This is a genomic window from Sporosarcina ureae DSM 2281 (genome assembly GCF_000425545.1).
GTDB classification, from domain to species: domain Bacteria; phylum Bacillota; class Bacilli; order Bacillales_A; family Planococcaceae; genus Sporosarcina; species Sporosarcina ureae.
On the sequence record NZ_AUDQ01000005.1, the window covers coordinates 72595 to 97169 of the forward strand.

Consider the following 24575-nt stretch of genomic DNA (forward strand, 5'->3'; position numbering starts at 1 on the left):
CTCAAACCCCAATAAAAAAGCCTCGTTCTCCGTATCCGCGGAGAGCGAGGCTTTTTTGACCGTTATGCAGGGATCGAATGAATCCGCACTGCTTGGGTTTGTGGTTTCATCAAACGACTGTCTACATAGCGGGTGTCCTAGATTACAGCGCAAAGCTGTATATTTAGTTTACTTCCTTTGTTGCAGACATTCAACCTCAAAGAGTACGTTATGCAAATTGTCACATTTTTGACGTATTTGACGAGAATTGTACTTTTCAATTATGCCGTGTGACGTCTTACTCTGTGCGCAAACCTTCGTGTAATTCAGGTGTACTACGTTCCCAAAGCTCTGCGTTATGCGACTTTAGAAAGTCTTTTAGAATTTTCTTTGAACGATCGTCCATATCGTCTACAATAATTTGACGTTTCATTGATTTGTCCATGCGGTTGACGTGGTCTGCGAGCAACTTATAGCCTCGCCTCTTTTCGCGATTGACGACCATTTCACACGCTGTGATTCCTGCATAATATGGACCTTCCTCACGATAATCAATTGTCACCCAAACGAGCCAGTATGGTTTACCGCCTTCAGAATCTTTGCGGTCCGTGGTGAATTTGATTCCTCGTTCTGTATCACTACGGGCATGCATAGCACCCATTTCCACTTGTGCTGTACCCGCTTCTACATCGATGATCACAGGCGAAATGTTTTCGAGCGACAACGAACCTATGCCAAACCCTTTATGTCCATCTGTGGGATCATTTTTAATTATCGTAAAGCCTAACTTTGGTTTTGAATTTTGCTCACTTGCCATGTAAATCGCCCTCCGTCTCTGTTATTATATGTACTATACCTGAATTTTCTGCTAAGGAGGAAATAAAATGCCATACGTCACAGTAAAAATGCTTGAAGGCCGCACTGACGACCAAAAACGTGCACTCTGTGAAAAAGTTACGCAAGCCGTTGTGGAAACGACTGGTGCTACTACTGATAGCGTAACAGTTTTCATTGAAGAAATGCCAAAAAACCATCTTTTTAAAGAAGGTAAACTGATGAGTGATCAGTAAAATTGGCAAAAGGATTCTCATCGCGAGAATCCTTTTTACTTAATTCATTCAGCTGACTGAACTCACTTGCATCTCTTCGATGAAGGCAAATGCTTGATCCATTTCTTGATCAGTAAAGTTCAGTTTGTTTTTTACGATACGTACTTTAGCAATTTGATCCTCTTTATCGAGCTGATCGAAAAATAACAATGTGGAGACCAATTCCAAAAAACGTGACGACTTCTCATTCAATCGCTCGATACATTTGGGTAACTGTTCTTTCGGCGCTTCTGCTGTCGCAAGGAATTTCGACCCTTCATCCGTCACTTGGTAGCAATATTGTTTATATGAACCCTTGTCCTCAAAACGTTCAGCCAAAAAGCCCATTTCACATAACTCTTCTACTCGCAATGTCAGTTCTTCCGAATAAGGACCATACATATGGAGCTCGTATTTCTCTGCAAACGGGAAATTCATTTTCTTTAATATATAAACCATTTTCTGCATTTTCTTACGGCCATTCACTTCATTTGCCAACGATATAAACTGAACGATTTTTGCATGCTCTTGCAGCAAGTCCCGCAACCCCTCTCTTAGCCTCTTAACAACTCCAAAATCTTCTTATGCAACGGGTTTCCATCTATCAACAAATCTTCTGGATAATAAATTTTATGGTCTGTTCTGCGTTTTCCTGATATCGCTTCGACCACATCGGACATCCGCGACAGTTCACGCAAATCGCCATTTTCTAGTTGTAAATAAATCGGCACGCGCTCATTCTCTTCACCTGGACGATAAAAGTCGTAAGGTAAGTCTGATGAAGAATCCGTCACTAAATAATACTCAGGATCGAGCCCTGCTTCTTTAAACAATGTGATAAGTTCACCGAATTTCATGTACTGCACTGCAGGATCGAACTCGGCATATTGAAATAGCCGTCTGTTCACGAAGCGATCGCATAAATCCGCTAAAATTGTATCATTTTCTTCCATCCACAGCTGGAAATACGTCAATAACACGCCCTCGTCAAGAGCTATGTACTCTTTCAATTTGAACTCTTGTGCGAAAAAAGAAACGAAATGCAGCGGTTCTTGCTTAAACGCATATCCAGTTTCGAATAAATGTTTCGCTCTGTGTAAAATTTTGATCAAAATCACTTCTGCACTTCGCGATACAGGGTGGAAATATACTTGCCAGTACATTTGATAACGGCTCATGATATAGTCTTCCACCGCATGCATGCCGCTGTGCTTGATGACGACTTGTTCTTCAGTCGGACGCATCACACGCAAAATCCGTTCCATGTCGAAGTGGCCATAGGAAACGCCTGTGTAATACGCATCGCGCTGAAGATAATCCATACGGTCCGCGTCGATTTGACTGGAAATCAAACTGACGACTAGTTTGTCCGGATACGTCTTATCTATGACATCCGCCACTTTTTGAGGGAAATCTGGCGACACACGATGCAACACTTCATGGACTTCTGTCTGTTCCAATAAAATTTGCTGGGTGAATTGTTCGTGATCCAGATTGAATACTTTTTCAAATGCGTGGGAAAACGGACCATGTCCTAGATCATGCAATAGTGCTGCACAAAGGGCGACAAGTCGCTGTTCTTCGTCCCATTCTTCACGCCCACTGAAGCCGTCGTCTAGAATTCGTCTGACGATTTCATAGACACCGAGCGAGTGCTGGAAGCGGCTGTGTTCTGCGCCGTGGAACACGAGATAGGTAGTGCCAAGCTGGCGAATCCTGCGCAGGCGCTGGAATTCGCGGGTGTTGACCAGATCCCAAATTACGCGGTCTCGGACATGTATGTAGCGGTGCACGGGGTCTTTAAACACTTTTTCTTCGGGCAGTTTTTCGTTTTGGTACGCCATGTCGTCACCTCATCCTTCATTCGTTCTAGTATAACAAAAAACGACGGATCGTGACATAGTACTCTATGACGGATTTTAAACAGTAAATAGTAAAACGTGTTTTTAGTGAAGAAGGAATTAGTAATTACATGTAGATTCAGCTTATATGAGCGGTTGCCGACTTAGTATGAGCGCTTGTCGCTGATGATAGAGCGGTTAGACTTGAGTTATGAGCGTTTAATCAGTTTAATGAGCGGCTATGCAGCAAGTATGAGCGCTTGAACAGATTGTTGAGCGTTTGCGACAGTTCAATGCGCAACAAGAAGTATTACCCACTTGCAATGCAGGGATTGGAGCGAGAGCAGTAGCGAAGGAGGGCTTTTGCGAGCATAAGCGAAGCGTTGGAAGCGCATCTTTGTACTAGGAGAGCCGACTCCGGGAGGACACCGCGTCCCCTCCAAAACACCAATTCCCACCCCAACAGCCCGTCAGCCTATTCCCGAACACCCTACCAACTACCATATTCAACTCCTACTCACCCAAAAAGCCCGCCCGCTTTATTACCATCTTGATAGAATTTTGTGACTCTCTGAATAAAAGACTCATTTCGTGGTCATAATGGCAGTAGAAAGAGAGTACAAGACAGGAGGCATGGAGATGGTGAAAGTTAGACAAGACGCATGGTTAGAACAGGACGATGAATTATTGGCAGAGACGGTGCTACGACATGTAAGAGAAGGAAGTACACAACTAGGTGCATTTGAGGAAGTAGGCGACGCTCTGAACCGAACTGCAGCAGCTTGTGGGTTCAGATGGAATGCAGTCGTGCGAAGAGACTACGAGAGTGAACTCTCCGAAGCGAAGAAAGAGAGAAAGCAAACGTTACGTGTGCTAGGTACAGATTTTAAAAGACGTAACCAGCAAATGTACAACTCCGAGACAGGCGCAGATGGCCAGGAGAAAATACAGGTTCCATTATCCGCCCTATCGCTCGACACCGTCATTGCATATTTAATTCGCATGCATCATAACGGGGGTGCCGATACGGATGCTCTTCGATGGAGACAGACGGCAAAAACAGCGACGGAACAAATGAAATCGCTGGAATCGCAAATAGAAGATCTGAAAAAAGAGAACAGAACATTGAAAGACGATTATGAGCAATTCGTCCAAATCATGAATCGTGCACGCCGATTAATCGCTTTGAATGAAGAAAGCGAGCACATAGCACCGTTGTTCAAAATGGAGCCTAATGGAAATCTAGTCTCATCAAAAGAGCCGCCAATCAATAACTGATTGGCAGCTTTTTTTCGTTCTATGACAGCATCTTTTGATTGCGTTCAAAGACGCGTTTCAAATAAAATCCGTATAATTCCATTTCCTCGTCTGTTAAACCACCGTGTCGCACATCTTCTGTCAACGAGCGCAATAATACTTGCAGACGAATAACGACTTCATTGACCGTCAAATGCGTATCGAGAATTTCCGATAACGACGCCATCGTATCCGGCTTGATCACAGGATAGCTGAATTTTGTCGGCTGTCGTTGTAAGCCCTTCTCATAGACTTCACGAATGATCTCCGCTCGTTCAGATCCACTGCCTTCAATGCATAAATACACTTGTACAGCGATTCCTTGGCGCAGACGCCGCTGGGAGATCCCTGCGAATTTCTTACCATCAACACTTAAATCATACGATCCAGGACAATAAGATCCGACAATTTCATAGGCTTCTATCCGTTCGCCAAGTTCAGGAAATAGTAGCTGAACTAGTGATAGCATCGCTTCATAGCCTACCGGAATATCAATCGAAGACTTTTGTTCGGAAAAGATTAAGGAAATATTTAATACCCCTTCATCTAGAACGACTGCCAGACCGCCCGAGTTGCGAACGATTGACTGATAGCCGTGCTGCTCGATCCCTTCCATCGCTTGTTGAATAAAAGGCATGCGATGATCTTGAATACCTAACACGATCGTCTTGTCATGTACCCATGTTCTGACTACAGGTACGCTTTGTTGCTGTCCAACTAATTGGCATAACGTATCATCCATAGCGAATGATTCGAGTGCAGAACGATTGCGTGCTGAAATCGATTCGTCAATGAAACGCCAAGCTGGTTGATTCAATAATTGTTTATCTTGTGACATGTCTAGCTCTCCTATGGTGGTTGATCTGGATTTTATGTAGACGGTTCACAAACTTCGAACCTGTGATTATAGGCTCTGAGCTGCTGTGATGATAGATAGCTTGTACACGTCTTCTGCAGAACAACCGCGTGACAAGTCGTTGACAGGACCATTCAGGCCTTGAAGAATGGGACCGATCGCTTCATAGCCGCCAAGACGTTCAGTCAATTTGTAGCCAATGTTTCCTGCATCGAGTGTCGGGAAAATAAAGACGTTTGCATCGCCTTTGATGACAGATTCCGGAGCTTTTTTCGCTGCTACACTTGGTACATATGCTGCGTCAAATTGGAATTCTCCATCAATCAATAGCTCAGGCGCCAATTCTTTTGCAATTCTAGCCGCCTCCACCACTTTTTCCGTCTCTTCAGTCACAGCAGAACCTTTAGTGGAGAATGAAAGCATCGCAACGCGCGGATCAATTCCGAATGCTTTTGCAGTTTTTGTACTTTCCACAGCGATTTCAGCCAACTCTTTAGCCGAAGGATTCACAGTAATAGCACAGTCTGCAAAAATCAGACGCTCATCTTCTTTCATCATAATGAAAGCTCCGCTTGTTTTTGAAATGCCAGGCTTTGTCTTGATGATCTGCAATGCCGGACGAACTGTATCTGCCGTCGAATGTGCAGCTCCACTCACTAAACCATCTACACGTCCTGTATAGATTAGCATAGTTCCGAAATAGTTTACATCTTTCAATTGCTCGCGCGCTTGCTCAATTGTAGCTTTTCCTGCACGACGTTCAACGAATTTTTCCGCCAGTTCTTCAAAATAGGAAGCGTTTGCAGGATCGATTAACTTAATTTCAGAAATATCGAAACCACCATCTTTCGCTGCTTTATTTACCGCTTCTTCATTCCCTAATAAAACCGGTGTAATAATCCCCTCTTGTTGAAGATGCACAGCTGCTTCTAGTATTCTCACGTCTTCCCCTTCAGGTAATACGATCGATTTTCCTTTACCTTCCAACGTTTTACGAATTCCTTTAAAAAGATCTGCCATATGTCATTCCCACCCTTTGTTATATTTTCCTATTCATCATACCTGAAAAGCTTAATTATTACACTAGGAACTCTGAAATATTCTGATAACTGTCACCTAGCTATTCATTTTTACACTACGTGTCGTGGATCTTACCTTATTCCTTAACGAGTAAAGGCCGTTATGATACACTTGAAATAGAAAGTACTTTGATTTAAAAGGAGACTGAATTCAAGTGAACGAAGCAGCTATTACATTAGACGGTTGGTATGTACTTCATGATTTTCGCACGATGGACTGGGCTTCTTGGAAACTAATTTCAAAAGAAGAACGCCAGGCAGCAGTCAATGAATTTCTAACATTTTTAGAGCGTATGCAAGAAGCGGATGATGCTAAAACAGGAAGTCATGCGTTTTATACAGTAGTTGGTCAAAAGGCAGACTTCATGCTGATGACATTACGTCCTACAATGGATGAACTTCAGCAACTAGAAGCAGAATTCAATAAGTTAACGATTGCGGATTACACTATCCCGGCGTATTCGTATGTGTCGGTAGTCGAGTTATCGAATTACCTAGCAGGTGAATCTGACGAAGATCCATATCAGAACCCATATGTACGCGGTCGCTTGTATCCTGAACTACCACGTAGCCAATACGTTTGTTTCTATCCAATGGACAAGAAGCGCGAAGGCGAAGACAACTGGTACATGCTCGACATGGACAACCGCAAGAGTTTAATGCGCAGCCACGGCATGATCGGCCGCGGATATGCAGGTAAAGTGAAGCAAATCATCTCCGGCTCCGTTGGTTTTGACGATTACGAGTGGGGCGTCACGTTGTTCTCTGATGACGTGTTGCAGTTTAAGAAGCTCATCTATGAAATGCGTTTTGATGAAGTCAGCGCACGCTACGGCGTATTCGGCTCGTTCTTCGTCGGTACGATTTTAGACGCCGACAAGCGCGCAGCATTTTTCGAAGTATAATACGTAAGACTGAAGCCGCGAATGAAACACTTCGCGGCTTTTTTTGTTATCTGTAGTAGAAAGTGAATGGGGCTTAGGGATAGGGATTGAAGCTCCAGTTGGGGGACGCTTTCCGGGGGAGCAATCTTGAGCCAAGCGAACAGCGAAGGGTTCGCTTTGCCTTAATTTCTGTGTATTTTGCAGAAATTAAGGCACCTGCCTAGGGTCTCAAGATCACTCTATTCCCCAGGAGTCGCCCCCAACTTCCGCTCCAATCCTACGTTCAAAGTGGTTTAACTTAGAAGCATTACTGTTAATAGCAAGTGAATTATTGTTGGCTTCTAACTTAGTTAAATTTAAGCGCAACATAAGGTCTTGAATTTCACTCTCTAACTCCAGAAAATGACAGTAGTGAAGCGAAGTGGAAGGCGGCGACTCGGGGAGGATCAGCCCGACAGGTAAGACCACTAAAGAGAGCAAGAGCCGTAACGAAGGACGGCTTTTGCGAGTAAAAGCGAAGCGTTAGGAGCACATCTTTGCACTAGCGACTAGGGGGCTTACCGCGAGCCCTCCCGAACGCGTCCGCCTGGAACGCAGCGAAACGAAGCCTTCCCCCAGCCTTGAACTCCCTCTTCCGAAAAACATCATTCATACCCACCACCCTTCCAACATAAGATACAACCAAGGGGGTTTTGCTTTAGCTGTCATCGTGACAACCAAAAAGGGAATAGATGCGCTTGCTCGTCTCATACAGACTGAAGAATGTCTGAAACGACTTCACACAGACTACTTCAAAACGCAACGCGCCTTTCCCTCGTCCAACAAGACTGCCCGCGAGTAAAACTAACAGATCTGGAGAGGATGTTGAAATGGTTCAATATTATTGGAATCCCGGCTATGCCCAGCAACAAATGGTACCACCACAAACAAATGTACAGGGGAACGCACCAACTACGCCTTTTAGAGAGCAGTCGTACATCGAGAATATTTTACGGCTTAACAGAGGAAAACCCGGCGTCTTTCACTTTTCATTCGAGCATGCGGTAGAAGCAGGCAAGAACACGAAATCTGTCACGGGTATGGTAGAAGCTGCAGGACGCGATCACGTCATCCTCAGCGAAGCCAATACAGGACGACGCTATTTATTCCCTATGATCTACTTCGATTATGCGGAGTTCCCTGAGGAATTAAATTACTTCGACCAAACGCCATAAGAAAAAACCGCTCATCATGTGTGAGCGGTTTTCCTTTGTTATCTTCCAAATTTCACTGCAGCAATGATCAACATGATCCACCCTGCGATGAATGCAACGCCGCCAATCGGAGTGATGGCGCCGAGTATCCCGATTCCAGATAAGCTGAGTACATACAGGCTTCCGGAAAAAATAATGATACCAGCCAGAATTAAATAGCCAGCCCATGATAGTTGCGTCGATGGCCCAAGCAATGTGCTGCTCATCAAAATACCAATTGCGAGCAAGGCAATCGCATGGAACATCTGATATTGTACCGCGGTTTCCCAGATGGCTAAGTAATGTTCGGATAGGCGATCTTTCAATGCGTGTGCACCAAATGCTCCAAATCCAACTGCGATCGCGGCGTTAATAGCTCCTGCGATAATAAAAAACGGCATGATTATTCCTTCTTTCTAACAAATCTTGTATATCCTGTTTCCAGTCTACCATATTAAAACACGTAGATATGACAGGTGTTTGAACGGTTTGTGGCGCTATCAGAAATCAAACAGCGACTCTCCGTTGGCATCCGCTTCCTGCAATGGTTGCTCGTTAAGCGACGTAATCGGCGTCGCCTGTACAGAACTCATTTGCATAGCTTGAGGCATGGATGGCACAGATGGCCTTTCATCACTGAGCATCACATTACATAACGCTCGCACAGCATAGATGGCTTCTCTTTGTGCCGCTTCATTCTGTGTTTGTTTCGCCAAGCGTACTTGTTGCTCAATTTCTCCAAGCAATTGTGTAGCTGTAATCATCGAATTTTCATCCCCTTTTTCGGTTCGAATTTCATACACTCCATACCAGAAGAACGCTTTACCACTATAGATGGCAACATTTTCGTCTTAAATCCATATGCCTTGCAGCCGCGCGGACTTGCAGGATCCCATGTTGTATAAAAAAAGATACAGTCGAAGCAATTGACGGCCATCGTCACACTTCCTTTCTACTTATTCACTTGGTAGTTTTCGCCCAATCTATCGGCTCTCTTCCCCACTCCCGTAAATACTCATTCGTTTTAGTAAACGGCTTACTGCCAAAAAATCCTCTGGACGCACTGAACGGACTTGGATGCGGTGATTCAATAATCGCATGGCGCCTGCGGTTGATCAATGCCGTTTTTTCCTGCGCATGTCTTCCCCATAAAATGAAAACAATTGGTGTGCTGCGCATCGACAGTTTACGAATGACTTCGTCCGTAAAGCGTTCCCAACCTTTTCCGCGATGCGATGCCGCTGCTCCTTCGCGCACAGTCAGTACAGTATTCAATAATAATACACCTTGTTCGGCCCATCCTGTCAACATTCCTTCAGTTGGGACATCGATCCCGATATCCGATGACAGCTCTTTAAAAATGTTGCGCAAACTTGGTGGCACTTTCACGCCAGGCTGGACAGAAAAACTCATACCATGCGCCTGGTTTGGCCCATGATACGGATCCTGACCCAAAATCACGACTTTGACGTCCTGAAAAGGTGTCAGTTTAAAAGCCGTCCACATATCGGTCATTTGCGGATAGATGATGTGATTTGTATATTCATCTCGTAGGAACGTACGCAATTCCTGATAATACGGTTTGTCGAATTCATCTTTTAGTAGGTGATCCCAATCATTACGAAATTCTGCTACCATATGCATCACTCCTTAAATTCAATATCCAGTCGATAGCCTGCGAAAGAAAACATATCTTTCAGCGTTTTTACTGCATTCTGCTCAGCGGATTCCAGCACACCCCGTTCGGATGCCTCTTCCATTATGAGCGTTTTGGCTTCATTCGCTAGCTCATAGCCTTCTTTTATATCTGCTTTTCCACGGAATAGTCCTTCTACAGAATAGACTTCTACCTTATCGAAATACAATTCTGCACCACCGAGGAATTCAGCTTTCGGAATTGTCAGCTCAATACGTTTTTCTTCTTCATCCACCCACATATCCTGCTCGGTGATTTTACTTAGATCAATTCCCGCTTTGATGGAACCTGGAATGACGACTAATAAATTCCGCTTCGTTCCAGGAAAATTAACACCGATGCTTTGACCGAATAATTCATTGTCGGTGCGTTTGACGAGCACTTTCGTATAAGCTTCCGCGGTTGTCAGTTGCTGTAGCTCTTGAACACGCTCAACAAAAGCGGATTTTTGTTCTGAAAAAGTAGAGCCTAGTTGCATTAAATAAAAGCCTGCGATCGGCAGGGTAATAAGTGCAGCGACCAATAGTAAAATTAATAAAATATACGTTTTTCTCCATGATGTCCACAAAGTGAAGGCGAGTTCAAGAATTCCTCCCCTGCGCTTCCGTTTGATCTTTTTTCGCCCAGCGAATGTGACAGCTGCTTGCGCATCAGCCTCCGTCATTTCCTTCTTCCCTCTCTTAGACGAATCACGCTTACTCATGGCTCACATCCTCTCGTTTAATCAAACACTCCGTTTCTATTTGTACGTTCCGTCGAATAATAGGTTTCATTCGTAAGACATGTTCGCGTTACAAGCTTTCTAGACTTTCATCATAACCGAGTTGTTTGTATTTCGATAATTAGTTGTATACTATAAATAACATGAAAATTTAGTAAGCGAAGGAGACGTTTTATTATGTCATTAAAGAAAACCTTAACGATTGCAGGCTCGGATACATCAGGCGGTGCGGGTATTCAGGCGGATTTGAAGACTTTTCAGGAGCACGGTACGTATGGCATGACAGCTGTGACAGTGATTGTCACGATGGATCCCGATCAGAATTGGTCACATCATGTCTATTCTTTGCCGATCGATGTCGTGAAAGCACAATTGAAAACGGCATTATCCACTGGAATCGACGCGATCAAGACAGGCATGTTGAGCACAGAGGAAGTCATTCAGACAGCTGGTCAGGCAATTGATGAATCCGGTTTGGATCATGTAGTCATCGACCCCGTCATGGTGTGTAAAGGTGAAGATGAGGTATTGAATCCTGGGAATACGGATGCGATGATTAAATATCTCGTACCAAAAGCAGAAATCGTCACACCCAATTTATTTGAAGCGGGACAATTGGCTTCTATGAAAACACCAAAGACAATTGATGATATGAAAGTGGTGGCACAGAAAATCCATGAACTCGGTGCACGTAATGTGGTGATCAAAGGCGGTAAACAACTCGATCATGAAGAAGCAGTAGATTTATTCTACGATGGATTGACGTTTACGTTATTAAAATCAGAACGATCTGAAACGTATCATAATCATGGTGCCGGATGCACGTTTGCGGCAGCAATTACAGCAAATTTAGCGAATGGGTTGTCAATCAAGGATGCGGTCATTGAAGCGAAGCGGTTTGTCACAGCGGCCATTGCGCACGGCTGGAAGCTCAATGAGTATGTAGGACCTGTCATGCACGGTGCAAAAAATCAATTCGACGTGCCACAAGTAAAGCTGCAGGAAGTATAACGAATCCTTACAAGTCAGGTGTATTCCTGACTTTTTTGTGAGCCGTCTGATCGCATTCAAACTACACTATCTATATAATAGTAAATAGGAAGATTGCAGCGAAATGACTGCAAGATTTAGGAGGATGAGTATGGAAACTGTTGACGTAAAACATTTACAGGAGTTACTGGACTCCTTTGCCAATAAAGATGTCTACATACATTTGGAAACAACAAATGGATCGTATGCTTCTCATTTCCAAGAAGGTTTTTTTAATGCTGGGGCGTTTATCCGTAATGTCGTGATCCGTTATGAACTTGGAAAAGTGGCGGGCGAATCCCCTCACCGTATCGGTTTGAAATTGCCGAGTGGCTGGATTTACGCACAAGGAATCACACACTATACACTTGACGAACATAATCGTTTACTGATGGCGGGACTTGGACCTGATGGAAAACTAGCGGTAGCGCTTGAAATCAGCGAAACGCCATTTGCTTATTAAGAAGGGAGATTTTTTGATGTTACAAAAAGAACGACACGTACTCATTGTGTTCCCTCATCCTGATGATGAATCATTCGGCACTGCCGGCACGATTGCACAATATATTGAAATGGGCGTACCCGTTACGTATGCTTGCTTGACACTTGGCGAGATGGGCCGAAACCTGGGAAATCCTCCTTTTGCAAACCGCGAAACACTACCGCAAATCCGTAAACAAGAGTTGCTGGATGCGTGTAATGCAATGGGATTGACAGATTTACGAATGATGGGACTTCGCGATAAAACGATAGAATTTGAAGATCCCGAGAAACTTGTTAAACTGATGACCGATCTCATTGAAGAAACAAACCCTTCAGTAGTCATCTCATTCCACCCGACGCTTGCTGTACACCCTGACCACAATGCAACAGGTGTAGCTGTGATTGAAGCGATGAACCGTAGGCCGGAAACGGATCGACCGGTACTGTACATGAAAGCATTCGATAATGATACGTTGAACCAACTGGGTGAGCCGCATGTTGTGCACCATACACCTAACGTAGCAGATAAAAAGATTGCCGCTTTACGCGCACATGCCTCCCAGACAGTTTGGATGCTACCCGATATGGAAAAACGATGGGCTGCAGACGACAAGGATGCACTTGACTGGTTGTATAATGAAGCCTTTTATATCCATGAATTCAAGTAAAAAACCGCAGAGTCTGCGGTTTTTTTGTTTTATATACGACATTACTTCTCTTCAAACGCTTTAATAAAGGCATAGAGATCTTGCAACTTCTTCTCAAACACTTCCACGTTTAACGCACGGTCCATTTGGATTCTTGCGCTGTTTTGTGATTGCACAGCGACTTGCATCTGCCTGCCCGCTTCCCCAATCACTGTTTGATAGCGACGTCGTATAGTATCGATTTGCTTTTCTGCTTCTTCATCTTCTGCGCATAACGGCACGATATCCACTAATTCATCGCGCGGACTTTCTGCATCATAAGCATGGGGCTGCGTCGAATCAAACAGGCACACCGATAACTCTGGGAACAGGACTAAGTCGATACTTGCAGGATCCAGTCCACACCAACCATACAGCACATCAAGCCCCCGACGCTGTGCTTCGTCTCCGAGCGCTCTCATCATCGTTGACTTGCCTGTGCCCGGTAAGCCCTTGATTAGTAAGCGACGTTTCGTACGTTTCGTGATGGACGGGATGAAGTCATGTGCACTGCCAGCTGACAATGAACCGATAATGCGATGCGAGACGTGAGCCAATTTCGTTAGTTCAATCGTACCAAATAGCTCTTGCTTTAATTCTTCTGTAATCTCTTCATGGCGGGCCCAATCCATACGTGCGATATTGACTGCTTCCCATTCGTCATGAATCGCTTTTGCTCGTTTCAGCTCTTTCAACGATTGATCGAAGTGTGTTCTCTCCTGTTTCAACAAAGCACTCACTTCGTCATGCTGTCCGAGTAACTGATCCTGATGATAGACATCATAGAAGCAAAAGACTTTATGTCTCTTGCCAAGATCTGTCGGCTCGAATGAAATCGGATGGGATGCCTGCAAGATGAAAAGTTCCAGTCCTTTAACATAAATCGCATTAGTTTTATCCACATGACCAGGATTCATGAATCGATCCACACTATAGCCCCTGTTGACAAAATAGACCGCCAAGTCATTGAGCACTTGCGATAAGGAATGTGTAGGCAAACACTTCAAAAATATCGTCTTCTTTGATTCCGCGAGCAACTCCTCATATTTATGCTGCACGCCTTGTCCTGTATAAGCCGTTCCCATATATTCTGTAATATGTCCGTATATATTGACCACCCTTTCTTTCTTCATTTCATTATATGTATAGGCAAATAAAAAAAGCACAGCCGAGTGGGCTTATGCTCCTTTATAGTGTAATAAAACTTTTTCATCCGTTTGATGAGTGATCTTCAATAACATCTTCTTGCATTGCGGTAAGGCGATTTGAATGATTTGACCAGAGAAGAGGACGACAACCAATGTACCGACCCCTACAGGACCACCCAGTAAGAAACCAATCAGTGTAGCAATGGCTTCAATCGTAGTCCGTACTAATCGAAGACTCCAACCAAACTTTTCAACGAACAACAGCATCAAGCTGTCACGAGGTCCAGCCCCAAGATTCGGCGAGACATATATTCCTACCCCATAGGACAGGACAAATACACCAATGATGAAACAAATAATTTGCACAGTCAATGAAGTAACATCAGGTATCAGCCAGTTGAAAAAGTCGATAAATAATCCGATGACCAACATATTAAGCCATGTACCTAATCTTGGCCATTCTCTTAAAATAATCGACGTCACCGAAATGATAACAAAACCCGATATAATACTCCACGACCCTATCGTTAATCCAAAGTTTTGATACAAACCAAGATGGAGCACATCCCAAGGGGCAATCCCAAGCCGCTGACCTTTAATCATCAATGAGATGCCAAGCGACATGATCATCATGCCGCCGATGAAAAATATCCATCGCCAAGCTAATAAATTACGCATATACATTCTTCTTTCTTTTAATCGTCAGTCTCATCATTCATTGTAACAGAAATCAACAAAGTTGCTATGGCATTACTTTACGAGATCGCTAAATTGTGCTTTTGTGACCTGTGCCAAGTCTTGTGGCGCCAATTTCAATTGCAAACCGACTTTGCCCGCACTGACATAAAAATAGTCGAGCGTTTCAGCTTGTTGGTCAATGAATGTCGGTAACTCCCGTTTCATACCGATTGGCGAACAACCGCCACGGACATAACCCGTTTCTTTCGTCAATTCTTTCATTGGAAGCATTTCTACTTTTTTAAAGCCTGCCGTTTTTGCTGCCTTTTTCAAGTCTAGCTCATCTGAGACAGGAATGATAAAGACGAGTAAATCCGTTTTGCTCGCCATGGCAACGAGCGTTTTATACACGCTAGAGACTGGTTCATTCGTTTTATTCGCAACGGAAATACCATCATTGTATCCATCATCCGTTTGATAACTACGGATTTCAAATGGAAAATCTTCACTTTCTATGATGCGAATTGCATTGGTTTTCGGTAATTTATTCTTCTTTGACATATGTAGGACTTCCTTTCTCTTCGTTTTAATGGAAAGCTAGCAGAATATATATCATCGAAAAAGCCCATTCACTGGGTTCCAGCAAAACGGGCTTTATTTTCAAACAAATCAGATCAAATGCTGACATTCATTTGTGGCTGCTCCATTTCATACTGATTCATTCTAGCTTGATTTTGTATTTGATAGATGGAAAATGCATGGCTATATTGCTGTTGCATACGCTTCGGTCTGTCAGTTGCTAAGGTGCTGTCAACTGTATCCGTTTGATCACGAATAGTTTTGGCGCGGTTATGTAACGCTAATTGTAGTTCCGCTTGCGTTATTTTCGCAGATGCATCACTGGCTAGCTGATAATCCGCTGTCGTTGGCGGTGATTCAGAGTATGCCTCTTTACGAACTTGACGCCAGAGATCAATCGTTTCATCCAAGTTATTGCCGAGCGGAATTGAAACATTCTTCATCTGGCCTGCACCAAGCTTTTGGAAGTCTTTTTGCGTTTCTTCGGATTTCTCAATCGGTTGTGAGTTTCCGCGTAGCAATGCAATTAGATCGTCTTTGGTCTTTTGCGCTTGTTCACGGAATTCTGTCTGGCGTTCATAGGCGTTTTCGGCATTCTTTCTACGGACTGCGTCATACCGCTGTAGTGGTTCGGCGGCGCTCGCAAACCCTATTACAGCATTCATGGTATCCACCTCCAATTAGAAATTTTCGACATGTGTATCTAGTATAACTAGTTTACGCAGTAGCGCGTGAACTGCCAATCCATCAAAAGATTGCATTTGCGTGGGATGGTGATTTCATTTTACCCACTGGTTACGCATTTCATACTAGATGGATATGCTAGGCGGTGGGAATTTACTAGTTTCAATGTAGGAATATGTGTGGTATAGATACCCTTTTTTTCATGTGAGTAAACAAGGTTACTTGTTGCTTGATAGAGTGCATGGGATTGAAGCTCCAGCTGGCGGACGCTTCAATGCTACGTGTAGAGTGGAGGTACATAAATTCGTCACTGTAGATAGTATATGAATTTTTGTTGGCTTTGGACTTAGCTACGTCCAAATACAAATCTAATTTTAGTTCCAATCGTTCCCAGTCCGTAGTGTATGAATTAGTAAAGCCCTTGAACTTTGATAGGTTCAAGGGCTTGTCGAATTCACCTATAGAAACAATTACAATTTCAATGAGCACCGATAAATGTTACTCAATCTTTCATAATCTTCGGCGGCGTCTCGCCCGGAATCGCTGGCTTTTCATTCGGTATATCTTCCAAGAACTTTGTCTCGACGACTTCCTTTGGCACAGTCGCTTTACCGTTCTTTTCTTCGAGTCGGTCAATCGTCCGTTCGATCGTTTTATTCAACGTCGATAGCGCTACGATCGTATCCCCTGTTTGTGCTTTTAATTCTTTCTCTGCGGTGTAAAACTCCATGTCCCCATTTTCCCGTATGATGTACAACAACACCGATCGGTCATCGCGCTCGCGTAAGTACTGCGTGTAGCTGTATTGTTTCGTTAGCAAAGTCTTACGGAATACATGCCCTTGGTTCATACGATCGTCTAGTTCGTGGATGGATAAGTTCGGCGTGAACAGGAATTGCCCTGTCGCCAGGTTGAACTGTTGATCTGCGCTTCGTTTATGCGTCGTCGTCTGGAACAATAAGTCCCGTCCTAGATCCGGTGTGAAATCGGCACATACGTGCGAGTTATAGGAATCCGTCTTAGTCATGGCCAAAATATAACGGTATGGCGTCAAGTCTAAATGATAGCCCGTATGCTCGGATAAAATATCTCCCATGTACGTTGGCACGCCGAGTTTTCGTGCATTGGACAGACCGCCCCATGAATCTTCTACAACTAAAACTTTGTGGCCAGCGTTACTAATATTCTTCGCAAGTTCCGCTACAAACCTTGTACTTCCGATCAGTACTACACCGGATTCTTCCGGCGTGGCCAAATTGAGTTTCTTTGCAAGCCAGCCGATCGAGAAACCATGTACGACGACGGTCGCAAATACGAGTGCGAAAGTCAAAGCGGTTAGTAGCTCCGCATCTTTATAGCCGTTCTCGAGCAATATGGTCGCAAAATATCCTGATACGGTCAGCGCTACAATACCACGTGGCGCAATCCAGCCGATGAGTGTTTTTTCACGATTCGTCAAATCCGTACCGATTGTTGATACCCATATCGATAGTGGTCTGACAACAAATAGCATCGCAAGTACGTATAGAATAATTTTCGGATTCAATATTTCAATCAAAATATGCGGATCCAAGGACGCCGTCAACATGACGAAAATTCCCGAGATGAGCAATACTGAAATATTCTCCTTAAAATTGCGGATGTCATCTAAAGTAGTTAAATGCATATTCGCCATCGTCATCCCCATCGCGGTGACAGCCAACAAGCCCGTTTCATGCATAATTTCATCAGACAATACGAAGACAAATAACACGAAACCGAATAAAATTGGAGCTTTCAAATACTCCGGTACCCAACCTTTTTCAAATGCTGTACCTAAAATCCGGCTCGTTCCCCAGCCAAGAAGCACCGAGAACAGTGAAGCCCCAACGAACAGCAACATTGCTTTGGCCGTAACTTCACTATTAAGGAACCTAATGACTTCAAATGCAAATACCGCAAGAAGTGCACCGAACGGATCGACGACAATTCCTTCCCACTTCAATATTGCGGCTGCACGAGGTTTTAACCGCGCTTGTCTAAGCAAAGGCAAGATTACGGTAGGACCTGTGACGATAAACAGTCCTCCTATGATGAATGCCACTTCCCACGACAATCCTGCGATATAGTGAGCTGCAAGTGAACCTGCGATCCATGCGATAAACGCACCGAATGTTACGATTCTTGCAACGGGACGTCCAAATCCTTTAATTTCTTTAAAATCAAGATTCAAACTGCCTTCAAATAATATAATAGCTACTGCGAATGTAATGATGGGTGAATATAATTCGCCCATTGATTGCTGTGGATTAATCAAACCGAAAATCGGTCCAATTAATAGCCCTGCAATTGCCATCACGACAATCGCTGGCATCCTCGTTCGCCACGCTATCCATTGCGACGCTACGCCAATTAACACGACCAACATCAAATCCATAATCAATGAATTGAACATTAGGTAGGTCGCCTCCTTCCCTCTTCCAAGCCTTTCTGAACTGCTTTCATCCCATTGTAATAAACTATTCCCGTTTTTCATAGGGTAAGAGGAACGAGCAGGTTCAGAAAGGGTGGTTCCAATCGAAAAACAAGTCCAAAAAACAATCGTGATTTATCTTTCCATAACAGAAGGTAAAGGAAGTTATCCTTTACGACGTGCACTACTACTGGCAAACACACTAAAAAATGAAGCACAAGTCATCTTTTTATACGACCAAGAAACACCAGTCCCAAGTGAACATTTCACGTGTCATAAAGTAATCGGTCCTTCTTCATTGAGTAAATTAATAGGTAAACTTCAACCTGATCTTTTAATTCGAGACAGTGGTCCAAGCCATAAAGAGGAAATGTCCAAAATTCATGAACTAGTGCCAAGCATTCTACATTTTGACGATTTCGGTGATGGTGGACAATTAGCAGACTGGGTGATCCAGACGCTGTATCCCGAAACTCAAGAACTACATGCCGAGCACTATATCGTGGGGCCACAGACATTCATGGTAGATGCGCCACTGCAATCACTCCGGCATGCTGGTTTAAAGAGAAAATCTCCCTCCTCTTCTTCGCAACTCGTCATTTCATTCGGTGATGAAGACCCTGGTAACCTCACGTTCCGGGCGTTGCGACATTTAAAGCAACTACAAATTCCTTTGTCCGTTACAGTACTACTCGGACCGAATTATAAACATGATGTGAGTGAAATTCAAATGATGGCATTGAGCCGACCGAACACGAAAGTCGTCCAAGCCCCTGACAACCGTGCAGAACTGTTTTCAAAAGCCGATATGGTTCTGTGCGATGCTGGTTATACACCATATGAAGTAGCCGTCATCGGTGTTCCTTGTATTGTACTCGCTCAAAACGAGTTCGAATCAACTCTCGGATTTCCGACTGAAAAAAATGGCTTTACCCACCTGGGCCTCGGCCGTAAAGTGACCCAGTCGAACTTATTGAACGCAATTATGGAACCGTTGCTTCATGACGCACGTAAGGAACGCGCAATCAAAAAGCAGTTGCAGATCGACGTCGGAGCAAGTGACGAAAAAGTGCTTGAGGCGATCCGTTATTTGCTGGAGTTCCCTAAACGCACAAGACAGAATGTGTTACACTAAAGGAAAACAAATGATAGGAGTTTTCCCTTATGACAAAGGATCAGTTGGAGCAGGAGATCGCGGAGCTTAAGATGGACTACATCAGCTTGCAGGGCGATATGGAGAAGTTAGAGTCGACCGGTCACGTGAAGATGATCGAAAATGCAGAGTTGCGTCTTTCTAAAATGGAAGAGCGCCTAGCGGATTTGAATAAGCAGCTTGCTGAAGCGACAAATTAATACGAACAACCTCTACCATGTATAGCTGATAGAGGTTGTTTTTTAGCGTCTTTAGAGTTGCTAAGGCTCGAGGTGCTGTCGGGGTGGGGGTGCGCTCTAGGCCGTTAAAGGCACGCAGCGAGTTGACCCTCTGGGAGTCGCCCCTCCTAGTGCAAAGATGTGCTCCTAACGCTCCGCTTTTACTCGTAAAAGCCGTCCTTCGTGACGGCTCTTGCTCCATTAAAAAAAGCCCACAGCAAATGTGAGCTTAAGCCATTACATATTCGTGGGATGCTTCGTCTTGCACGAGCAACTCCTTCAGATACTTCTTCGCGCGGAACAAGCGGGACTTCACGGTACCGATTGACACACTCATCAACCCTGCAATCTCCACTAACGAATACTGATTCACATAGAAATACTCAATCGTCTTCCGATAAATACCGTCCAACTCACCGATCTTCTGCTGCACAAGCTCGGAAATATCACTCTGCTCCATCAACTCAGCAGGAGTTTTCGCATTACTGGGAACCAAATCCAAGATCGGAACGTCTAATGTATCAGGTTGATTCATCACGTATTGACTGTGACGTACATTTTTTCGATAACGGTCGCGGAATGTGTTCATACAAATCGTCGTCAACCAAGCCTTCATGCGGTTGACTTCACTCATTTCACCTCTGTAGCGCACTACTTTCACCCATACGTCTTGCATGAGATCTTCTGCTTCTTCTTTGTTGCGAGTCAATTTAAGACATAAATGATATATATAGCGTCCATATTCTTCGTATAATGCGTTTAAGTCGTTTTTCATAATAAGTAGCCTCCGTTTTATAACTGGTACCCTTATTATCACCGACAAACACCTTACGAACTATCGCTTTCTCTTTCAGTAACCTTACAATTGTGTAAGGTTACTTGACATATCCTACGCTTCAATGACCTCTTCTTTTGGTTCCTGCTTGGTAATCTTTAGGCGCAAAATCCGCGTTCGATCCATTTCTTCAATCTCAAACAACAACGAATTATAACTGAACTTTTCGCCTTCTTCTGGAATATGTCCTATTTCCTGAAAAACAAAACCACCGATAGTATCATGATCTGTCGGTATCTCTATATCGAGTAGTTCAATAACGTCTTCAATCTCTAAACGTCCTTGACAGACTAAATGATTTTCTTCTTTTTCGAAGACCATCGACTCTTCCTCAACATCCGTTTCGTCCTCTATATCCTGCCCAATCATTTCTTCAATAATATCTTCCTGTGTCACGATCCCCAGTGTTCCACCGTATTCATCTAGCACAATCGCCATATGTTTCTTTTGCGTTAACATACGTTTAAATACAAGCTCTACACTTGCCGTCTGCACGACGAACAAAGGCTGGCGGTCAATGACATCCGCAAACGACCGCTCGGGAAACATGGACCACTCGATCAACATTTTTGAATAAAAAATACCGACCACTTTGTCGATACTCTCTTCATATACTGGATAGCGGGTGTAGAAATACTGCAATACGACGTCACGTACATCTTCATACGTTGAATCCATCGGCAGTGAAATAATATCTGTACGGTGTGTCTCCATTACATCGCTCACATCTTTATCGCGAAAATCTAGCATACCCTTTAAACGGATGGATTCATCCTGACCGAAAGTACCTTCTGTAGACGCAATGTCCACCATCGAACGCACATCTTCTTTCGTCAAAGTTGCTTCCGTCACCGTTCCTTTAGAAATCAAGCGTACGAAGAAATTGGTAAACAACGATAGAACCAACGTCAATGGAATCAATAACTTCACGAGCACCGAAATAGGTGGCGCTACAATATACGCGATACGATCTGCAAATGTTGCAGCAATCGTTTTCGGCAATACTTCTCCGAATATAATCAAAACGACAGTTAAGATTCCTGTCAGTAATCCAATACTCAATCCTTTATCGATTGCAATCATTGTCACAATCGTCGGCATCAAAATATTTACAACATTATTCCCAATTAGGATGGCCGTAATCATACGGTCCGGCTTGGAAATCAACTTTCGTAATTTTATCGATTTAATGTCTCCTTGATCCGCACGCAATTGAACTTTCATTCGATTGATAGCGGTTAGAGCTGTTTCACTTCCCGATAAAAAGAAGGACAAAATCAAACATAGTCCCAGTGCAATAAACAATTGCGTCTCCTCCAACGTTTCCCCATTTATTTGTCATCATTCATCATGTCATATTGCCATGAATCCAACATTTCTTATTGCGTAAGTATATCATACATATAAACTGAATCGTTAATCCAACATACAGGTAGGACGTATATTTTTATCATTTGGTTCCCCTATTCGTAAGCGTCTAAACCTTATTACATCACGAATTTCTGCTATACTGTGGAATAGAAAATATCCAAAGAAAAGAGGGTTTACTATGACTTCATTACCATCATTGGACCAATATTTCACAAACAACCGTGACCGCCACTTGGAAGAGTTAACGAACTTCCTGGCAATTCCAAGCATCAGCGCACTTTCCGAACATCAACCGGATATGCAAAAAGCAGCGGAATGGTTGTCGAATGAATTCGAAAATATCGGCTTGGAAAACGTGTCGATTGAAAAAACGGCTGGACAATCCGTTGTCTATGCAGACTGGTTGCATGCCGAAGGTCAGCCAACCATCCTGATCTATGGCCACTACGATGTGCAACCTGTTGACCCGCTTCACTTATGGGAAACACCTCCATTTGAAGCAACAATACGTGATAATAAATTATATGCACGCGGAGCAAGCGATGATAAAGGGCAAGTGTTTATGCACAGTAAAGCAATCGAGGCGCTAATGAATGTTGAAGGCAAACTTCCTGTAAACGTCAAGCTCATTATTGAAGGGGAAGAGGAAATTGGTAGCCCGAGCCTTGAGGAATATATCCAAAATAATCAAGACAAACTAGCGGCAGACTTCATCGTTATTTCTGATACAGGCATGTACGGACCAGGACAGCCCGCCATTTGCTACGGACTGCGCGGATTAGCCGGCGTACAAATCGACGTGAAAGGCCCTAAAGGTGACTTGCATTCCGGACTATACGGTGGCGGTGTTCAAAACCCGATCCACGCACTCGTCGAAATTCTAGCTTCATTCCGTGATGCCGAAGGAACTATTGCAATCGACGGATTCTATGATCAAGTTCGCGACCTAACTGAAGAAGAGCGTGCAGGATGGGCAGCTCTCGACTTCGATAAGGAAGCAGTGAAAAAAGAAGTCGGGGTTAAAGAACTGACCGGTGAACCAGGCTACACGTACACGGAACGCACATGGGCACGTCCTACACTCGAGATCAACGGCGTATTCGGAGGATTTTCAGGAGAAGGCATCAAAACCGTCCTCCCTTCCGAAGCAGGAGCGAAAATCACTTGTCGACTAGTCCCCGATCAAGAACCGGATGAAATCGTAGAAAAGCTACGCGCGCACATTGCGAAACACGAACCCGTCGGCTGTGAAGTAACAGTAACTGAATTTGATAAAGGGAAACCTTACCTAACGCCATACGACCACGAAGTGATTCAAGCGGCAGGCAGAGCGTATGAGCAAGTATATGGCGTACCTACCGTTTACACACGGGGTGGCGGCTCCATACCAATCGTTGCAGCATTTGATGAAATCCTTAACATCCCAGTCGTCTTAATGGGCTTCGGACTGGATACGGAAAACTTCCACGCGCCGAATGAACACTTCCACTTGGAGAATTTCGATAAAGGACTGCGTGTCATCAGCAGTTATTATGGAGAGATTGAAAAGCTTGGATTGTGATTGAATGAGCGGTTGTGTGTGGTGATAGAGCGCTTGCCCGGTTGCATTGAGCGGGTGCGGTGCTGGATAGAGCGCTCGCGGGAGTGCATTGAGCGCTTAAGCTGCTGGATAGAGCGCTCGCTGGGTTACATTGAGCGCTTACGTTGCTAGATAGAGCGCTCGCTGGGTTGCATTGAGCGCTTACGCTGCTGAATAGAGCGCTCGTGGGGTTGCATTGAGCGCTTGCGTTAGCCGGATAGAGCGCCCACAAGAAACCATGAGCACTTCTCCCTTTTCTCACACAAAAAACAGGCTACTCCACAAAGGGGTAGCCTGTTTCGTATTTCATATCACTAATATATCCACATTAAGAACGATACTTTCCCGCCCTCACGCTTCCTCTTCTTCGTCCTCACTACTACCAAAGTACGTGATGATTTCCTCTACCGGCTTACGCGGTGGAGCTTTTGGTGATGTGTCGAAATAGCCGAATTGTAACATGCTGATGATGCGCTCGCCTGCTTCTACACCTAGACGCTCTCGGAACTTCGGGTTGTCGATGAACGGCGGCGTCTTCCAACAAGTACCGATTCCTTTATCCCAAGCAAGTAATTGGATATTCTGAATCAGTATGCTGGCTGCTGCAAAATCCTCCATACGCTCTTTTTGGCGTACATCTTCAGGGACGATGACGAATACAGCTGCACTGGCAGTCGAGAACTTCTTCATTTGTTTTTCGAGATCCTCGTCAGAAAGCTGTTTCCAATTTGCTACACCGAACTCCTTCAAGACGTCCAAAAGCTCTTCATACTGTTCGTCTGTTGCTACGATCAATCGCCAAGGATTACGGTTTCCGTGGTTTGGCGCCCAAACGGCATCTTCTATAATTTCTGGGATGATCTCTGGTTCGATCGGTTGTCCGTTAAAATTCTTGATAGAGCGCCGTGTGACGATGGCCTCTCTTACCGATAATGCTTGTTCATTCACACTCAACCTTCTCCTTTGCACTAAGTATCTGTTTCTCATTATACCCTAACTTGGTAGTCT

General features: G+C 44.1%; 28 protein-coding genes. 10 read left to right on the top strand and 18 right to left on the bottom strand.

The annotated features are described in order from the left end of the window. Positions 1 to 277: 277 nt before the first annotated feature. Positions 278 to 796 (bottom strand): YwhD family protein, encoded by a 519-nt coding sequence (locus H605_RS0106550; RefSeq protein ID WP_029053496.1) that lies wholly within the window; start codon positions 794 to 796, stop codon positions 278 to 280. A 67-nt stretch (positions 797 to 863) separates the two neighbouring features. Here H605_RS0106550 and H605_RS0106555 point away from each other — a divergent pair, with 67 nt between their 5' ends. Then, positions 864 to 1049 (top strand): 2-hydroxymuconate tautomerase, encoded by a 186-nt coding sequence (locus H605_RS0106555; RefSeq protein ID WP_029053497.1) that lies wholly within the window; start codon positions 864 to 866, stop codon positions 1047 to 1049. A 48-nt stretch (positions 1050 to 1097) separates the two neighbouring features. Here the strand turns inward: H605_RS0106555 and H605_RS0106560 are convergent, their stop codons facing one another. Continuing rightward, positions 1098 to 1604: a YwgA family protein gene (locus H605_RS0106560; protein ID WP_029053498.1), complete on the bottom strand. Its 507-nt coding sequence runs from the start codon at positions 1602 to 1604 to the stop codon at positions 1098 to 1100. Positions 1605 to 1621: 17 nt separating this feature from the next. Then, the gene (locus H605_RS0106565; RefSeq protein ID WP_029053499.1) at positions 1622 to 2911 is read right to left on the bottom strand and encodes an HD domain-containing protein; all 1290 of its coding nucleotides are present in this window, start codon (positions 2909 to 2911) and stop codon (positions 1622 to 1624) included. Positions 2912 to 3547: 636 nt separating this feature from the next. Here H605_RS0106565 and H605_RS0106570 point away from each other — a divergent pair. Then, a complete protein-coding gene (locus tag H605_RS0106570) occupies positions 3548 to 4186 on the top strand; it encodes an RsfA family transcriptional regulator (RefSeq protein ID WP_029053500.1) in 639 nt (212 codons plus the stop codon). Between the two features lie 19 nt (positions 4187 to 4205). Here the strand turns inward: H605_RS0106570 and lipL are convergent, their stop codons facing one another. Both lipL and pta read right to left on the bottom strand, forming a co-directional pair. Next, on the bottom strand, positions 4206 to 5042 hold the full coding sequence (gene lipL, locus H605_RS0106575; protein WP_029053501.1) for an octanoyl-[GcvH]:protein N-octanoyltransferase: 837 nt from the start codon (positions 5040 to 5042) through the stop codon (positions 4206 to 4208). Between the two features lie 66 nt (positions 5043 to 5108). Next, on the bottom strand, positions 5109 to 6080 hold the full coding sequence (pta, locus tag H605_RS0106580) for a phosphate acetyltransferase (RefSeq protein WP_029053502.1): 972 nt from the start codon (positions 6078 to 6080) through the stop codon (positions 5109 to 5111). A 214-nt stretch (positions 6081 to 6294) separates the two neighbouring features. Here pta and hemQ point away from each other — a divergent pair, with 214 nt between their 5' ends. Both hemQ and gerQ read left to right on the top strand, forming a co-directional pair. Next, entirely contained in the window at positions 6295 to 7044 is a 750-nt protein-coding gene (hemQ, locus tag H605_RS0106585) for a hydrogen peroxide-dependent heme synthase (protein WP_029053503.1), read from the top strand. 848 nt (positions 7045 to 7892) lie between these two features. Continuing rightward, positions 7893 to 8237 carry a spore coat protein GerQ gene (gene gerQ, locus H605_RS0106595; RefSeq protein WP_029053504.1) on the top strand — a complete coding sequence of 115 codons (345 nt, stop codon included), beginning with the start codon at positions 7893 to 7895 and terminating at the stop codon, positions 8235 to 8237. 38 nt (positions 8238 to 8275) lie between these two features. On the opposite strand, the gene H605_RS0106600 is transcribed toward gerQ, so the two are convergent. The 5 genes from H605_RS0106600 to H605_RS0106620 form a co-directional block, all read right to left on the bottom strand. Beyond that, positions 8276 to 8656 carry a DUF423 domain-containing protein gene (locus H605_RS0106600; RefSeq protein ID WP_029053505.1) on the bottom strand — a complete coding sequence of 127 codons (381 nt, stop codon included), beginning with the start codon at positions 8654 to 8656 and terminating at the stop codon, positions 8276 to 8278. Between the two features lie 99 nt (positions 8657 to 8755). Then, on the bottom strand, positions 8756 to 9019 hold the full coding sequence (locus tag H605_RS0106605) for a YwdI family protein (RefSeq protein ID WP_029053506.1): 264 nt from the start codon (positions 9017 to 9019) through the stop codon (positions 8756 to 8758). Further along, on the bottom strand, positions 9016 to 9192 hold the full coding sequence (locus H605_RS19380; RefSeq protein WP_029053507.1) for a hypothetical protein: 177 nt from the start codon (positions 9190 to 9192) through the stop codon (positions 9016 to 9018). Before H605_RS19380 ends, H605_RS0106605 begins: the two co-directional genes overlap by 4 nt. Positions 9193 to 9215: 23 nt before the next feature. Then, a complete protein-coding gene (locus tag H605_RS0106615; RefSeq protein WP_029053508.1) occupies positions 9216 to 9893 on the bottom strand; it encodes a uracil-DNA glycosylase in 678 nt (225 codons plus the stop codon). Between the two features lie 5 nt (positions 9894 to 9898). Next, positions 9899 to 10654 (bottom strand): DUF4230 domain-containing protein, encoded by a 756-nt coding sequence (locus H605_RS0106620; RefSeq protein WP_029053509.1) that lies wholly within the window; start codon positions 10652 to 10654, stop codon positions 9899 to 9901. A gap of 195 nt (positions 10655 to 10849) precedes the next feature. Between H605_RS0106620 and thiD the strand changes: the two genes are divergently transcribed. The 3 genes from thiD (at position 10850) to bshB2 (ending at position 12852) form a co-directional block, all read left to right on the top strand. After that, positions 10850 to 11683 (top strand): bifunctional hydroxymethylpyrimidine kinase/phosphomethylpyrimidine kinase, encoded by an 834-nt coding sequence (gene thiD / locus H605_RS0106625; RefSeq protein WP_029053510.1) that lies wholly within the window; start codon positions 10850 to 10852, stop codon positions 11681 to 11683. A 130-nt stretch (positions 11684 to 11813) separates the two neighbouring features. After that, positions 11814 to 12164 (top strand): YojF family protein, encoded by a 351-nt coding sequence (locus H605_RS0106630; protein WP_029053511.1) that lies wholly within the window; start codon positions 11814 to 11816, stop codon positions 12162 to 12164. A gap of 13 nt (positions 12165 to 12177) precedes the next feature. Further along, positions 12178 to 12852 (top strand): bacillithiol biosynthesis deacetylase BshB2, encoded by a 675-nt coding sequence (gene bshB2, locus H605_RS0106635; protein ID WP_029053512.1) that lies wholly within the window; start codon positions 12178 to 12180, stop codon positions 12850 to 12852. Between the two features lie 41 nt (positions 12853 to 12893). Here the strand turns inward: bshB2 and H605_RS17440 are convergent, their stop codons facing one another. The 5 genes from H605_RS17440 to H605_RS17445 form a co-directional block, all read right to left on the bottom strand. Beyond that, on the bottom strand, positions 12894 to 14003 hold the full coding sequence (locus tag H605_RS17440) for a hypothetical protein (protein WP_155979480.1): 1110 nt from the start codon (positions 14001 to 14003) through the stop codon (positions 12894 to 12896). Positions 14004 to 14048: 45 nt separating this feature from the next. Then, positions 14049 to 14696, bottom strand: coding sequence for a YczE/YyaS/YitT family protein (locus H605_RS0106645; protein WP_037561667.1), 648 nt, complete (start codon positions 14694 to 14696; stop codon positions 14049 to 14051). A 72-nt stretch (positions 14697 to 14768) separates the two neighbouring features. Continuing rightward, on the bottom strand, positions 14769 to 15257 hold the full coding sequence (gene ybaK / locus H605_RS0106650; protein WP_029053514.1) for a Cys-tRNA(Pro) deacylase: 489 nt from the start codon (positions 15255 to 15257) through the stop codon (positions 14769 to 14771). Positions 15258 to 15370: 113 nt separating this feature from the next. Further along, on the bottom strand, positions 15371 to 15940 hold the full coding sequence (locus tag H605_RS0106655; RefSeq protein ID WP_029053515.1) for a hypothetical protein: 570 nt from the start codon (positions 15938 to 15940) through the stop codon (positions 15371 to 15373). Positions 15941 to 16461: 521 nt separating this feature from the next. Beyond that, positions 16462 to 18393 carry a cation:proton antiporter gene (locus H605_RS17445; protein WP_081657868.1) on the bottom strand — a complete coding sequence of 644 codons (1932 nt, stop codon included), beginning with the start codon at positions 18391 to 18393 and terminating at the stop codon, positions 16462 to 16464. A 112-nt stretch (positions 18394 to 18505) separates the two neighbouring features. Between H605_RS17445 and H605_RS17450 the strand changes: the two genes are divergently transcribed. Beyond that, positions 18506 to 19546, top strand: coding sequence for a glycosyltransferase family protein (locus H605_RS17450; protein WP_051210487.1), 1041 nt, complete (start codon positions 18506 to 18508; stop codon positions 19544 to 19546). A 29-nt stretch (positions 19547 to 19575) separates the two neighbouring features. Continuing rightward, the gene (locus H605_RS0106670; protein WP_029053516.1) at positions 19576 to 19764 is read left to right on the top strand and encodes an SE1832 family protein; all 189 of its coding nucleotides are present in this window, start codon (positions 19576 to 19578) and stop codon (positions 19762 to 19764) included. Positions 19765 to 20011: 247 nt separating this feature from the next. On the opposite strand, the gene H605_RS0106675 is transcribed toward H605_RS0106670, so the two are convergent. Then, positions 20012 to 20557 (bottom strand): RNA polymerase sigma factor, encoded by a 546-nt coding sequence (locus H605_RS0106675; RefSeq protein WP_029053517.1) that lies wholly within the window; start codon positions 20555 to 20557, stop codon positions 20012 to 20014. Between the two features lie 114 nt (positions 20558 to 20671). After that, positions 20672 to 21922, bottom strand: coding sequence for a hemolysin family protein (locus H605_RS0106680; RefSeq protein WP_029053518.1), 1251 nt, complete (start codon positions 21920 to 21922; stop codon positions 20672 to 20674). A gap of 244 nt (positions 21923 to 22166) precedes the next feature. Here H605_RS0106680 and H605_RS0106685 point away from each other — a divergent pair, with 244 nt between their 5' ends. Continuing rightward, positions 22167 to 23549 carry a dipeptidase gene (locus H605_RS0106685; protein ID WP_029053519.1) on the top strand — a complete coding sequence of 461 codons (1383 nt, stop codon included), beginning with the start codon at positions 22167 to 22169 and terminating at the stop codon, positions 23547 to 23549. 369 nt (positions 23550 to 23918) lie between these two features. Here H605_RS0106685 and H605_RS0106690 read toward each other — a convergent pair whose 3' ends face one another. Further along, complete coding sequence (locus H605_RS0106690) at positions 23919 to 24515, bottom strand: nitroreductase family protein (RefSeq protein WP_029053520.1); 597 nt, start codon at positions 24513 to 24515, stop codon at positions 23919 to 23921. Positions 24516 to 24575 lie beyond the last annotated feature (60 nt).